At 63.2% G+C, this 12,549-nt stretch carries 12 protein-coding genes and 1 pseudogene; 3 read left to right on the top strand and 10 right to left on the bottom strand.

The window, feature by feature from the left end:
- The 4 genes from gfa to xoxF5 all read right to left on the bottom strand — a co-directional run bounded on the left by gfa (position 1) and on the right by xoxF5 (position 4,172).
- A complete protein-coding gene (gene gfa / locus JQ591_RS33725; protein WP_211400280.1) occupies positions 1–564 on the bottom strand; it encodes an S-(hydroxymethyl)glutathione synthase in 564 nt (187 codons plus the stop codon).
- 34 nt (positions 565–598) lie between these two features.
- On the bottom strand, positions 599–1,708 hold the full coding sequence (locus JQ591_RS33730; protein WP_106946409.1) for an S-(hydroxymethyl)glutathione dehydrogenase/class III alcohol dehydrogenase: 1,110 nt from the start codon (positions 1,706–1,708) through the stop codon (positions 599–601).
- A gap of 60 nt (positions 1,709–1,768) precedes the next feature.
- Complete coding sequence (locus JQ591_RS33735; RefSeq protein ID WP_106946410.1) at positions 1,769–2,257, bottom strand: c-type cytochrome, methanol metabolism-related; 489 nt, start codon at positions 2,255–2,257, stop codon at positions 1,769–1,771.
- Positions 2,258–2,366: 109 nt separating this feature from the next.
- Positions 2,367–4,172 carry a lanthanide-dependent methanol dehydrogenase XoxF5 gene (gene xoxF5, locus JQ591_RS33740; protein WP_211400281.1) on the bottom strand — a complete coding sequence of 602 codons (1,806 nt, stop codon included), beginning with the start codon at positions 4,170–4,172 and terminating at the stop codon, positions 2,367–2,369.
- A 512-nt stretch (positions 4,173–4,684) separates the two neighbouring features.
- Here xoxF5 and JQ591_RS33745 point away from each other — a divergent pair.
- A complete protein-coding gene (locus JQ591_RS33745) occupies positions 4,685–5,653 on the top strand; it encodes a helix-turn-helix domain-containing protein (RefSeq protein ID WP_211400282.1) in 969 nt (322 codons plus the stop codon).
- 56 nt (positions 5,654–5,709) lie between these two features.
- Here JQ591_RS33745 and JQ591_RS33750 read toward each other — a convergent pair whose 3' ends face one another.
- The 6 genes and pseudogenes from JQ591_RS33750 to JQ591_RS33775 form a co-directional block, all read right to left on the bottom strand.
- Positions 5,710–6,135 (bottom strand): hypothetical protein, encoded by a 426-nt coding sequence (locus tag JQ591_RS33750; RefSeq protein WP_106946454.1) that lies wholly within the window; start codon positions 6,133–6,135, stop codon positions 5,710–5,712.
- A gap of 145 nt (positions 6,136–6,280) precedes the next feature.
- Positions 6,281–7,269: pseudogene (locus JQ591_RS33755) on the bottom strand (Bug family tripartite tricarboxylate transporter substrate binding protein).
- A 110-nt stretch (positions 7,270–7,379) separates the two neighbouring features.
- Positions 7,380–8,393, bottom strand: a complete 1,014-nt coding sequence (locus JQ591_RS33760) for an FUSC family protein (protein ID WP_349630427.1) — start codon at positions 8,391–8,393, stop codon at positions 7,380–7,382.
- Positions 8,394–8,574: 181 nt separating this feature from the next.
- Positions 8,575–9,504 carry a substrate-binding periplasmic protein gene (locus JQ591_RS33765; protein WP_211400284.1) on the bottom strand — a complete coding sequence of 310 codons (930 nt, stop codon included), beginning with the start codon at positions 9,502–9,504 and terminating at the stop codon, positions 8,575–8,577.
- Positions 9,501–9,857: a c-type cytochrome gene (locus tag JQ591_RS33770; protein ID WP_211400285.1), complete on the bottom strand. Its 357-nt coding sequence runs from the start codon at positions 9,855–9,857 to the stop codon at positions 9,501–9,503. Before JQ591_RS33770 ends, JQ591_RS33765 begins: the two co-directional genes overlap by 4 nt.
- 10 nt (positions 9,858–9,867) lie before the next feature.
- Positions 9,868–11,532 carry a methanol/ethanol family PQQ-dependent dehydrogenase gene (locus JQ591_RS33775; protein WP_211400286.1) on the bottom strand — a complete coding sequence of 555 codons (1,665 nt, stop codon included), beginning with the start codon at positions 11,530–11,532 and terminating at the stop codon, positions 9,868–9,870.
- 343 nt (positions 11,533–11,875) lie between these two features.
- On the opposite strand from JQ591_RS33775, the gene JQ591_RS33780 reads away from it, so the two are divergent.
- Both JQ591_RS33780 and pqqA read left to right on the top strand, forming a co-directional pair.
- The gene (locus JQ591_RS33780) at positions 11,876–12,268 is read left to right on the top strand and encodes an EF-hand domain-containing protein (protein WP_211400287.1); all 393 of its coding nucleotides are present in this window, start codon (positions 11,876–11,878) and stop codon (positions 12,266–12,268) included.
- A 170-nt stretch (positions 12,269–12,438) separates the two neighbouring features.
- Positions 12,439–12,519: a pyrroloquinoline quinone precursor peptide PqqA gene (pqqA, locus tag JQ591_RS33785; RefSeq protein ID WP_018460299.1), complete on the top strand. Its 81-nt coding sequence runs from the start codon at positions 12,439–12,441 to the stop codon at positions 12,517–12,519.
- The last annotated feature ends 30 nt before the right edge of the window (positions 12,520–12,549 follow it).

The raw sequence follows: 12,549 nt of genomic DNA on the forward strand, positions 1-12,549 counted from the left end.
TCAGGCGGCCTTGGCCTTCGCCACGTGGGTCGCGATCGCGTCCATCAGCGCTGGCGACAGGCAGTCATAGGGCTCAAGTCCAAGCTCCTTGAACCGAGCCCGAATTCCGCCCATCTGCTCCGGCTTCACGCCCGATTCGATCACCGACGAGACGAAGGCGGCGAATTGCGGCGCCTGCGAACCCTGTTCCTGGAACAGTTCGGGGTGAATGAAGTCGAGGCCGTAGAACGGGTGACCCTTGTTCTCGATGCGGCCGTACATGTGCGTGCCACAGGCCTTGCAGGCGTAGCGCTGGATCACCGCCGACGGATCGACGATCTGGAGCTTGTCGCCGTTCTCGAGCACGGTGACGTTCTGGCGCGGTACCACGGCGACGACGGAGAAATTCGCGCCCTGCGGTTTCCAGCACTTGGTGCAGCCACAGGCGTGGTTGTGCGCGACGTCGCCCTTGACGGCGACCTTGACCTGATGGTCCTTGCATTTGCATGCGAGCGTGCCGCCGGCGAAGCTGCCGCTGCCCTGCTTAAGGCCGTTATCGATCGAGGGATGGAGTGCAACAGTCATGGGTCGATCCTCCTTGGGGGTGACGCTTTTCGAGCTAGAACACGACGACTGAACGGATCGATTTGCCCTCATGCATCAGCTCGAAGCCTTTGTTGATGTCTTCGAGCTTGAGCGTGTGGGTAATCATCGGGTCGATCTGGATCTTTCCGTTCATGTACCAGTCGACGATCTTCGGCACGTCGGTGCGGCCCCGCGCGCCGCCGAAGGCGGTGCCGCGCCAGTTGCGGCCGGTGACGAGCTGGAACGGGCGGGTCGCGATCTCCTTGCCGGATTCGGCAACGCCGATGATGATCGAGGTGCCCCAGCCGCGATGGCAGGCTTCAAGCGCCTGGCGCATCACTGTGGTGTTGCCGGTGCAGTCGAAGGTGTAGTCGGCGCCGCCGTCGGTCAGGGTCACGAGATGCGGGACGATGTCGCCGGTGATCTTCTTGGGATTGACGAAATCGGTCATGCCGAAGCGGCGTCCCCATTCCTCCTTGGAGTCGTTGATGTCGACGCCGATGATCTTGTCCGCGCCAGCCATCTTGGCGCCCTGGATCACGTTCAGGCCGATGCCGCCGAGGCCGAACACGACCACGTTGGAGCCCGGCTCGACCTTGGCGGTGTTGACGACGGCGCCGACGCCCGTGGTGACGCCGCAGCCGATGTAGCAGCTCTTGTCGAACGGCGCGTCCTCGCGGATCTTGGCGACCGCGATCTCCGGCAGCACGGTGAAGTTCGAGAAGGTCGAGCAGCCCATGTAGTGGTAGATCGGCTTGCCCTTGTAGGAGAAGCGGCTGGTGCCGTCGGGCATCACGCCCTTGCCCTGCGTCGCGCGGATCGCGGTGCAGAGATTGGTCTTCTGGCTGAGGCAGCTTTTGCACTGCCGGCATTCCGGCGTGTAGAGCGGGATGACATGGTCGCCCGGCTTCACCGAGGTCACGCCAGGACCGATCTCGCGGATGATGCCCGCGCCCTCATGGCCCAGGATCGACGGGAAAATTCCTTCGCTGTCGAAGCCGTCGAGCGTGTAGGCGTCGGTATGGCAGATGCCCGTCGCCTTGATCTCGACCAGGACTTCGCCGACCTTCGGTCCTTCCAGATCGACCTCGACGATCTCGAGCGGCTTCTTGGCTTCGAAAGCGACGGCGGCACGTGTCTTCATCGTAAACTCCTTAAATTCTCGCGGGCGCCAGGAACCAAATCCTGGTCGGGCTCCAGACGTTCATTTCTTGCCCATGCACGAGTCTTCGTTCTTGGTATAGGCGTCGTTCTTGTCTTCGTGCTTGCCCGGCCGGGTGCGGCCCCAGGCCTCGTTGGAGCGGGCACGCAGATAGACGTAGAGATCGTCCATGTAGCAGGCGACGTTCGGGTTATCGCCGAAGGCCGGCATCACGTTTTCTGCGGCGGTCGAGATGTTCTTGCGGCCGGAGGCGACGACGCCGAGAAAGTCGGCATAGCTCATCGTCTTCAGCGAATCCTTCAGCGCCGGCGCGTAGGTCGAGCCCATTCCATCCGGGCCGTGACACACATGGCAGTCCGAGTGATAGCGGCGGTATCCGGAATAGGTGTACCAGTCGACGGACCCGTCGGTGACCTTGTAGGTTGGGTTGCCTTCCTTGTCGGACCATTCGCCGGTTTCGTTCTGCTTGACGGCAGTCGGATCGCCCGAGCCGTCCGCGACGGCAATTCCCCCGGACACGACCAAGAACATCGCAGCAATGGTGGAGCAGATTTTACGCAAGAGATTTTCCTCGGAAGGCATTCGGTGAGACGAGCCGGCGCGTGGAGTTGATCCACGCGCCGGAGCGATGCTGAGAGGACTAGTTGGGCAGCGAGAACACGGTCAGCGTACCGCCGAGTGCCGTGTAGTTGCTGAGCGCCGCGTAGCCACCGACTGCGCCGAGACCGGCGGTCGGATCGGTCAGGCCTGCCGCCAGACCGATGCCGGCCCAGCCGCCCACGCCCGAGAGCACTGCGACATACTGCTTGCCACCGTTCTCATAGGTGGTGACGTTGCCGATGATGCCGGAGGGAGTCTTGAACTTGTAGAGCTCCTTGCCGGTCTTGGCGTCGACTGCCTTCAGGTAGCCTTCGAGCGTTCCGTAGAACACCACGTTGCCCGCAGTGGCGAGTGCACCCGACCAGACCGAGAACTGCTCCTTGTTCGACCAGACGATCTTGCCGGTCTTGCCGTCCCAGGCGATGAAGTTGCCCATGTGGGTTTCACCCTGCGGCGGATACATCGAGAGCGTCGCGCCCACGTAGGGCTGGCCCGCGGTGTAGCTCACCTTGAACGGTTCGTAGTCCATGCAGACGTGGTTGGTCGGAACGTAGAACAGCTGCGTGTCCGGCGAGTAGGCTGCCGGCTGCTCGTCCTTGGTGCCGAGCGCGGCCGGGCAGATGCCCTTCACGTTGTGGTCCTCGCCCGCCTTGTCGGTCGAAGCTGCGTCGAGCACCTTCGGGCGGCCGTAGGTCGGCGAGTTCTTGTCCATGTCGACGCCGGAGGTCCAGTTCACCTTCGGATCGTACTTTTCGGCGACCAGAAGCTCACCGCTGGCGCGATCGAGCGTGTAGCCGAGGCCGTTACGATCGAAATGCGTCAGCAGCTTGCGCGGCTGGCCGTTGATCTGCTGATCCGAGAGGATCATCTCGTTGACGCCGTCATAGTCCCACTCGTCGTGGGGCGTCATCTGATAAACCCACTTGGCCTGGCCGGTGTCGGGGTTGCGAGCCCAGATCGTCATCGACCATTTGTTGTCGCCGGGACGCTGTTTGGGATTCCAGGTCGAGGGATTGCCGGATCCGTAGTAGATGAGGTTCAGCTCGGGATCGTAGGAGATCCAGCCCCAAGTGGCGCCGCCACCGATCTTCCACTGATCGCCTTGCCAGGTCTTGAGGCTGGAGTCCTTGCCGACCGGCTTGCCGAGTGCGGTGGTCTTCTCTGCGTCGACCAGAATCTGATCATCCGGTCCTTCAGAGTAGCCGCGCCAAGCCAGTTTGCCGGTCTTGATGTCGTAGGCGGTCATATGGGCCTGAACGCCGAACTCGCCGCCGGAGATGCCGATCAGCACCTTGTCCTTGACGACCATCGGGGCCGAAGTGCCGGTCTCGCCCTTGCTGGCGTCGCCGTTCTTCGCCGTCCATGCCACCTGACCGCTCTTGGCGTCGAGCGCGACGAGCGTGGTGTCGGCCTGATGCAGGAAGATCTTGCCGTCGCCATAGGCCAGGCCGCGGTTGACCGTGTCGCAGCACATCACCGGGATGACGTTCGGATCCTGCTTCGGCTCGTACTTCCAGACGATCTTGTTCTCGTTGGAAAGGTCAATAGCGTAGACCTTGTTCGGGAACGGTGTGTGGACGTACATCATGTTGCCGATGATCAGCGGGCCGCCTTCGTGGCCGCGCAGCACGCCGGTCGAGAAGGTCCAGGCGACCTGGAGCTTGCCTACGTTTTGTGCGTTGATCTGGTTCAGCTTGGAATAGCGGGTATTGGCGTAGTCGCCCGTCGGCATCACCCAGTCTTTCGGGTTCTGCGACATCTTGAGCACTTCGTCGTTGGCCGAAGCGCTGCCGACGGCGAGAGCCGCCGCGGAGCCAAGATAGGCCGCCAGTAGTACCTTGCGCATAGTTATTCCTCCATTGGTCTCGTTTATTGTTTCCGAAGCATTGCTTAATCACCGGGCTTTTCGTCCGGCGTCTGCTCGTGCAGGGCGGTCACGATTGGGACCAGAAACGATGCTGTGGTGTTTCCTCCTCCTGATGAGAGCCACGGGTCCACGTGCAGGGCGGCCCGTTCTTGTTGTTCCTGACGCAATCCCTAACGACTTCGTCATCGGGAAACTTGCCCAAGAGGGAAGCTGGTTTGCTTGACAGCGCACGGGTACGAAGTTTTTGATTTTGCAGTAGCGAATTCAGCGGCTTCGCAGCGCTTTGGGAGCGCCTTCAACACTCAGGTCCCCCTTGACGGCGCTGCAACTAAGGCGGAGGATTACCTTTCAAGGGTGGCACTGGAACCATGGCGCTCGTTCCAGAAGATCGCTCAAAATCGAGGTAAACGTCACGCAATCACGGCTCAGGGCTCCGGCAGCGCGGCTCGCGATTCGCGTCAAATCTCCGGATCAAACCAGTGGCTGGATTAATGTCCGACACAATTCACACGCTCTCGACGACGGGAATGACGCCGAAGCGGCAGATCCAGAGCTGGATCGACGGGCTGACGAGCCTGTGTGGGCATTTCGACGTCGATCCGCTGGAAGCGTCTTCGCTCGAAGGCCGCATCGACTACACCAGCGTCTCGCGTCTGAAGCTCTGCCAGATCGAGGTCAGCCAGCATCGCATCGCGCACACGCTGGCGCGCGCCAAAGCCAATGAACACCCGTATATCAAGATCCACTTCCAGACTTACGGTGTGTCCTATTTCGAGCAGGAAGGCCGGCACATCGAGCTGAACCCGGGCGACATCATCGCCTATGACGTCTCCTGCCCGCATTCGATCATCAGCCCCGCTTTCACGCGCCACGACGTGGTGATCGTGCCGAAGTCGCTGCTGCGCGACCGCGGATTCCCGTCGCAGCGAATGCCCGCCTGCAAATTGACGTCACGCACGGGGACGGGGCGGATCGCCCACGATTTCGTCCACGCGACCTTCGACGAGGCGGCCAAGCTGTCGGCGAACAGTGCGGTCGGCGTCGCCGATTCGCTGATCGACCTCTTGCTGCTGCCGCTGCGCGAGGCGGACACGATGCTCGACCGCGTCGGGCCCGAAGCGACGTATGTGCGCGCGCAGTTCTTCATCCGCGAGCATTTGCGCGATCCGGATCTGTGCATCGACCAGATCTCCGGCGAGCTCGGCTGCTCCAAGCGTTATCTGCACATGCTGTTCTCGGAGCGCGGCACCACGGTGAGCGACTACATCTGGCAGGCGCGTCTTCAGAATTGCCGCCAGGAGCTCGAGGCCCACGCCGGAAAGACCATCACCGACGTCGCGTTCTCCTGGGGCTTCTCCAGCTCATCGCATTTCAGCCGGGTGTTCCGGAAATATTTTGGCGTGGTGCCGTCCTCGATCCACAAGGCGCAGCAAGGCGCGGTTGCCGCGGACGAGCATTAGGCAAACGCCAGGTTCGGCGACGACGACGGTTGACCGTCACGCGCCCGCGATGTCTCTCACGCCGATATGGCGATGTAGGGAATGCTGGTCAGGAGAGCGACGAGCAACACCGCGTTGCCCAGCATTCCACTCCAATGCAGTCGGCGTAGCCGGCGCGGGGCCTCGGCATCGCCGGCGTCCCTGGCGCTGAGCTGTTCGTCCATCCGTTGCATGAACCAGCGGCGTCCGTAGATCGCCAAGGCTGCAAGGAGGCCAACGCCCATCGCGGCGACCAGGCGACCGTCGAGCAGGAAAGCGACCGCTCCAATGAGTCCGGCAACGCGCATCACCAGAAAATGGGCATTGAACATTCCGCGCAAAAGCTGGGCGACGGGCTGGATATCCAGCTTCACCAGCAGGAAGGCGGGAGAAGCCAGCGTGAAATAGCCCATCGGAAAGAGCAGGATGATCATGACGGCTACGGCGACGCCATCCGGTGTCATGGGATCGGCCTTTCTTGTCCGCGCCGGCGGGACCTTCCCGCCAGCGTCGCACAATCATAGCGGGAAAATGCGTTTCCGGCACTAGGCTTTGGTCGGATGCCACGCCGCGAAGGGCGTCTTGCCTCGAGGTGCCTTGCCTCGCGGTTCAGGCCGGCTCGAGGCCGAGCGACCGCGCGCTCTCGATCCAGATCGGCAGCTCGCGCTGATACAGCGCATTGGTTTCCTGGAAGCCGACCGCGGGTTCGAGCACGAACGTGTTGAGAACCTCCTTCACCTTCGGATCGCTGTTGGCAGCGACGCAAAGCTCCGCCAGGCGGTCGACGACCGGCTGCGGTGTCGCCTTCGGCACGGCCCAGCCGGAGAAGCCGCTGACGGTGAAGAATTTCGACGTCGCGCCCTGTCGGGGAGGGTCTTGATATCGGGGATGGCGCCGACCTTCTTCGAATGCACCGCGAACACGGTGCCGCGATCACTTTGCAGGACGGACTGCGCCGCCGTGTAGCTGCCCATGGCCACATCGAGCGTACCTTCCAGCATGCCCGTCCACATCGGGGCTTCGCCGCGATAGTGGATCGGCTCGATGGCAAGGCCGTACTGCTTGTTGAGCTCGTGGATCGTCATATGCGGGGCCGAGCCCGCGCTATAGGTGCCGAAGTTGACCTTGCCGCTCTTGCGCGCGAAGGCGACGAAATCCTCCAGCGTCTTGACGCCGGTTTTCGGGTTCGCCACCAGCAGGAGGCCGGCGCCCGGAATGACGCTGACGAGCGTCAAATCCTTGTCCATGTCGTAGCCCGGAGTCTTCATCACCACCCGGTTCATGATGTAGGTGGTCGAGATCGAGCACAGGATGGTGTGGCCGTCGGGGTCCGCGCGGGCAACCTCCGCCGTCCCGATCGCGCCGGCGGCGCCGGGCTTGTTCTCGACGACGACGGTCTTTCCGACCTGCTTGGAAATGAATTCGCCGTAGGCGCGTGCGAGCAGGTCGGTCTGTCCGCCGGCGGGATAGCTGCAAATCATGCGAATCTGGCGCGATGGCCACGCAGCCTGCGCCGAGGCGCCGCGCGAGACGAAAGGCATCGCGAGCATGGTGGTGCCGGCGGCGACGAAGTGACGGCGATCGAGCCTTGCGGACATGATTCTCTCCCGGATTTTGCCGAAGGTACTGCATCGGGTCGCCTCTGCCATGGGTGGCAGGCGAGACAGATTGGCGCATTCGAGAGGACGGCACTGCGATTGCGCGCGCCTCACTCCAGTGTTCGAGCCTTCCGTATGACCCGTTGCCAGACGATTTCGGTCACGAGCACCGCAAGGATGCCGAACGCGCCGCCCGCGATTACGTTGGCGACGCGCTCCTCGGCGATGCCGCTGGCGCCGCCGGCAAAGGAGGCGGCCAGCGCAATGAAGAAGCAACGCAGGCCAAAGCCGACGATATAGCGGGAGAATGAGGTCAGCGTGAGGGTGGCCGCGAGAACCGCAAGCGCATAGCCGACGCGGCTCTCCGGCAGCGCGATGCCGGCGATAAAGCCGAGCGGGACACCGACGAATGCGCCGATAGCGCGCTGCTTCAGCTTGTCGGTGGAGGCCGAGAGATCGCCGACGACGACGCTTGCGGCCGACCACATCACCCATTGTCCCTGGGCGAGATCGAAGATCTCGACCAGCGCCGCCGCAGCGAAGACCGCCATGGCGGTTGCCGCCGCGGGCAAGAACCACTCGGCCGCAGGCGGTTCGAACGAGGTCGTCAAGGCGCCGTCACGTCGCCGTTGATCGTACATCTGGATGCCACAAACCAGCGCCAGGGCAATCGGAGACGCCACGACGATCACGCCAGCATGACGCAGGGCCTCTGAGGCGCTCACGCCCTCCCGCACCTCGCAGGCGAGATAGACGGCGGGGATGAACACCCAGTTGCCCAATGTCCGGAAGTGCTCGCCGTAGCGCGTCACTGCCACGGCAAGGAAACCGGCGAGCGCCGTCAGCACGACGAACAGTGGTTTGACCGGGGCAGCGAGGAAGAGCGCGGCAAAGGTGACGAGGATGGCGAGGTAGTGAAACGCGACCGTCTTCGGCGCCAGCCGCAGCCGCAGCGCGGGAATGAGCAGTGAAACCGCGATCAGCCCGAGATTCAGCAGCGCCGTTTCGCGGGAGATGAAATAGGCGGCGACAAACGGCCCGACGACGATCAGCGCGCGCAGCAGCTCGCCGGTCTTGATTTCCCGGGACAGGAGATCGCGCAGGTTGGTTGCAGAGGCACTCACGACTTCTCCACATAGCCGAATGAACGGCTGCATTATACGAAGTGGGACGCCGCTAGCCACACCCGCCGTCATTCCGGGATGCGTGCGAAGCACGCAGGCCCGAAATCCATGGGTGCCGCGTGTTCTGTGGCGAGATGGATTCCGGGTTCGCCCTTCGGGCGCCCCGGAATGACCAACTGAATCACCGCTGAATGATCTTCATCCAGACCTCGCCGAGGATCGCAGGCTCCCGCGGCGGCAGATAGGTCAGCCCCGCCTGCCTGCCGAATTCGGCGATCTTGCCCTCGGCAGCAAGCCCGGCCAGCGCCTTGTTGACGGCGTCGATCAGCGCGGGATCGCCGGCGAGCCCGACATAGCCGCGATTGGCCCCGATCGGATAGTAATAGCCGGACGCGGTGATCGCCGTATCAGGGTGCGCGGCGCGATGGGCGTCGAAGCGGCCGAGGTCGACCAGCGTCGCGTCATGGTCGCCACGGGCAAGTGCGCCGAGGAGATCATCGCGGCCGGGGACGAGATGGGTGATGTCGTCGATCAGGCGCCCCTTGTCGAAGGTCATGAGGATCGCATCGCCGAGCGAGCCGCTCTCGATGACGAGGCGCAGGCCTGCGAGGTCGCCGATGTCGCCGATCTTGCGCCCCCGCGCCTTCGGCCCGAGCACGACTGTCATCGGCGAGTAGACGTAGGGCTGGCTTGGCGCGAGCACGCCGAGCGCGACGCGGCGGCGCCGGTCGTCGCGCGTGGCGCCGGCAAAATCCGGCAAGCGCGCCGTTTTCATGCCGGGCTTGACGAGGGAGTCAATCGTCAGAGCGTAGCCGCCGACGAGCGAGCAGCGCCCGTCGGACAGCAGCGCATTGGCCTCGAGCTGCGGGCTCGAATCCTCATCCAGCTTGCTCTCGAACCACTGGATCGTCAGCGACCGCCCGAGCCGGTCGGCGACCGCCTGCGCCAGCAGCACGTCGAACCCCGAGCCCGGCTTGCCCTTGTGATGCACCGAGAGCGGTGGCCGGTCCTCGTCGAGACAAATCTTGAGCGGATCGTCGGCCGCGCGTGCAGCCGTGGCCGCCGCCGCGAGGATCGCGGCAATGCCCCACGCGGCCAGCCAGCGCCTCATGGCTTTCTCCGACTCGAGATGAAGGCCCAGAGATTCCCGATCTCGTCCTCGCTGAGAATGTCGGCCCAGGGCGGCATCCTGTTGTTCTTGCCGTTCTTCACGGTGGTGACGAAGCGCGTCTTGTCGTCGGGGAAGGCGCGCAGGTCCGGCGTGATGGTGCCGGGGTTCATCATGTTGGGGCCGTGGCAGTGCGAGCATTTCTCGGCATAGGTCGACTTGCCGTGGTCGATCTGTGCCTGCACGGGATTGCCGGTTGAATCATCCGCGGCACGAACGGTCGCCGCAAGCGCGACCGTCAGCACCGCGACGGTGGCGAGGATCGCCACCGTCTTGTGAGATACCTTTCTCAGCATCGTGCCGTGGTTATTGCTTGACCGCAAAAACCCAAAGCGAGCCGCCGGGCGGCACCTTGGCAAGCCGCTCGTCGCCGGAGAACAGCGAGTAGACGCCGCCATAGCCGCTCGTCACCGCGACATACTGCACGCCGTCCTGCTGCCAGGTCACCGGTTGTCCCTCGATGCCCGAGCCGGTCTGGAACTGCCAGAGCTTCTTGCCGGTGTCGGCATCGAAGGCCTCGAACTCGCCGGTCAGCGCGCCGGAGAACACGACGCCGCCCGCGGTCGACAGCACGCCGGAGAAGCGCGGGATGTCGCTTGGTGCTTCCCACTTCGCCTTGCCGGTCATCGGATCGATCGCCTTCAAATGACCGCGCGGACCGTCACCCCATTCCCAGAGATCGGTGAGGTCCATGCCGAGATACCATTCACCCTGCTTGAAGGTGGCGGGTTCGGTCTTGTACCTGCCACCGAAGGCGAGCGTGTTGGCGTAGGCGAGGCCGGTCTGCGGATTGAACGACATCGGCTCCCAGTTCTTGCCGCCGAGGATCGACGGATAGACTGTCACCTTCTTGCCGTCGCGCGCGTCCTTCGAGACGTCGGTCTCGATGGGACGTCCGGTCTTCATGTCGATTCCGGTCGCCCAGTTGACCTTCACGTAAGGATTGGCCGCGAGCAGCTTTCCGTTGGTGCGGTCGAGCACGTAGAAGAAGCCGTTGCGGTTGGCGTCCATCAACACCTTGGTCGGCTTGCCCTCGACGTTCATGTCGGCGAGGACCATCTCGGCCACGCTGTCATAGTCGAACGGATTGTTGGGCGAGAACTGGTAGTGCCACTTGATCTTGCCGGTCTTGGGATCCATCGCCAGCACGGAGCAGGTGTAGAGGTTGTCGCCCGGGCGCACTGCCGAGTTGAACGGTCCGGGATTGCCGATACCCCAATAGACCGTGTTCAGCTCGGGATCATAGGAGCCCGTAATCCAGGTCGAGCCACCGCCGAGCTTCCAGGTATCGCCCTTCCAGGTGTCGCCGCCGGGCTCGTCGGGGGAGGGGATCGAATGGGTGCGCCACAGGTGCTTGCCCGTTGCCGGATCCCAGCCGTCGATGAAGCCGCGGGTGCCGAACTCGGCGCCGGAGATGCCGGTGATCACGACGCCGTCGGCGACCAGCGGCGCCACCGTCATCGAATAGCCTTCCTTGATATCGGCCGCCTTCTGCCGCCACAGCTCCTTGCCGTCCTTGGCGTCGAGCGCGATCACGTTGGCGTCGAGCGTGGTGCGGAACACCTTGCCGTCATAGAGCGCGGCGCCGCGATTGATGATGCCGCAGCAGACGATGCGCGGGGTTTCGGCGGGATACTCGATCTTGGATTTCCAGATCTGCTTGCCGGTCTTGGCGTCGACCGCCATGGTCGCGTTGTGCGACGTCACGTAGATCACGCCCTGGTACACCAGCGGCTGCGATTCCTCGCTGCGATCGTCGTTGAAAGAGTAGTTCCAGACCGGGACAAGGTTCTTGACGCTGTCCTTGTTGATCTGGTTCAGCGTCGAGAAGCGCTGGAGATTGTAACCCATCCCGTAGTTGAGAACGTTCGATGTATCGGTCGCGCCCTTGACCAGCTGTTCGCTGGTTTGTGCACTTGCACAAGTCGATGCAAGCATGACGAGGCTCGCGGCCATCGCAAAGCGTTTCATCCGTTCCTCCCAATATGCGCGCCTATTGACGCTGCGGCTGCAACACTCCGCCCGAATGCAAAACGCGTCAATACGAAAGTCGTAATCGCGACGCCGATATGGTGGGCGGCCGGATGCCGGTCACCTGACGGAGACCTGACAAACAACTCTCACTTGTGCGCAGGCGCTGAAGAAATTCCGCGGCACGAAGCAGAGTGCGTGCGGGACGGCAGCGGTCGGGCCGACGGGTTCCGCAAGTTGTGCGGTGCGCAGGCTGCAATTCGGGGCTTGAACCGAAGCTCGCTTGTGGACTTATGTCGTTTCGATCCGGTTCGAATCGGAGCTCTTGGTCAGGGAGGTTTTCATGATATCGCGTCGCTCTGTTGCACTTGCGCTCACGGTCGCACTGCTGTCCGGTCCGGCATGGTCGGCCTCCGGCAACGCGGTCAAGGCGTTCGATACCGACAATGACGGTACGCTCGATCTTGCCGAGGTGAAGAAGGCGGCGGCCGCGTTGTTCGCCAAGCTCGATCCCGATCACGACGGCACGCTCGACGCCCGCGAATTGCGCGGACGGTTAACGGCGAAAGAACTCGCCGCCGCCGATCCCGATCGCGACGGGACTCTCACGCTCGACGAATATCTCTCGGTGGTGGAGCAGCGCTTCAACGCAGCGAATCCCGACAAGGATGGAACGCTGGATGCGAAGGAGCTGAACTCGCGCGCCGGCCGCGCGCTGCTGCGCTTGTTGCGGTAAGAGCCGCCCGCTTGACTGGGAGCGAAGGCGAGTTGTCCGAGAGAGAAATTTGCAAGCGCGATGCGACAGTTCGCTGTGTCAACGGCTCGATTCCAGACTTGCGCTGTGCCTGACGCAGCCCTAGGTTTTTGCCGGCGCGATGTCGCGCTCAATCCCTTGGGAGTCCCCGAATGGCCTGGAAAGCTCCGAAGATCGTGGAAGTGCCGGTCGGCATGGAAATCAACATGTACGCCTGCGCTTTGCGCAAATAAGACTGCAAGTAAGACTGACGACCTGCCACG

The organism is Bradyrhizobium canariense (genome assembly GCF_018130465.1).
Lineage (GTDB): Bacteria > Pseudomonadota > Alphaproteobacteria > Rhizobiales > Xanthobacteraceae > Bradyrhizobium > Bradyrhizobium canariense_C.

Excerpts from the sequence above, each read along its gene's own strand:
- xoxF5 (WP_211400281.1), bottom strand. The coding sequence starts at position 4,172 with ATGCGCAAGGTACTACTGGCGGCCTATCTTGGCTCCGCGGCGGCTCTC.
- JQ591_RS33745 (WP_211400282.1), top strand. The coding sequence starts at position 4,685 with ATGTCCGACACAATTCACACGCTCTCGACGACGGGAATGACGCCGAAG.
- JQ591_RS33730 (WP_106946409.1), bottom strand. The coding sequence starts at position 1,708 with ATGAAGACACGTGCCGCCGTCGCTTTCGAAGCCAAGAAGCCGCTCGAG.
- JQ591_RS33770 (WP_211400285.1), bottom strand. The coding sequence starts at position 9,857 with ATGCTGAGAAAGGTATCTCACAAGACGGTGGCGATCCTCGCCACCGTC.
- pqqA (WP_018460299.1), top strand. The coding sequence starts at position 12,439 with ATGGCCTGGAAAGCTCCGAAGATCGTGGAAGTGCCGGTCGGCATGGAA.
- gfa (WP_211400280.1), bottom strand. The coding sequence starts at position 564 with ATGACTGTTGCACTCCATCCCTCGATCGATAACGGCCTTAAGCAGGGC.
- JQ591_RS33775 (WP_211400286.1), bottom strand. The coding sequence starts at position 11,532 with ATGAAACGCTTTGCGATGGCCGCGAGCCTCGTCATGCTTGCATCGACT.
- JQ591_RS33735 (WP_106946410.1), bottom strand. The coding sequence starts at position 2,257 with ATGTTCTTGGTCGTGTCCGGGGGAATTGCCGTCGCGGACGGCTCGGGC.
- JQ591_RS33780 (WP_211400287.1), top strand. The coding sequence starts at position 11,876 with ATGATATCGCGTCGCTCTGTTGCACTTGCGCTCACGGTCGCACTGCTG.
- JQ591_RS33750 (WP_106946454.1), bottom strand. The coding sequence starts at position 6,135 with ATGACACCGGATGGCGTCGCCGTAGCCGTCATGATCATCCTGCTCTTT.
- JQ591_RS33765 (WP_211400284.1), bottom strand. The coding sequence starts at position 9,504 with ATGAGGCGCTGGCTGGCCGCGTGGGGCATTGCCGCGATCCTCGCGGCG.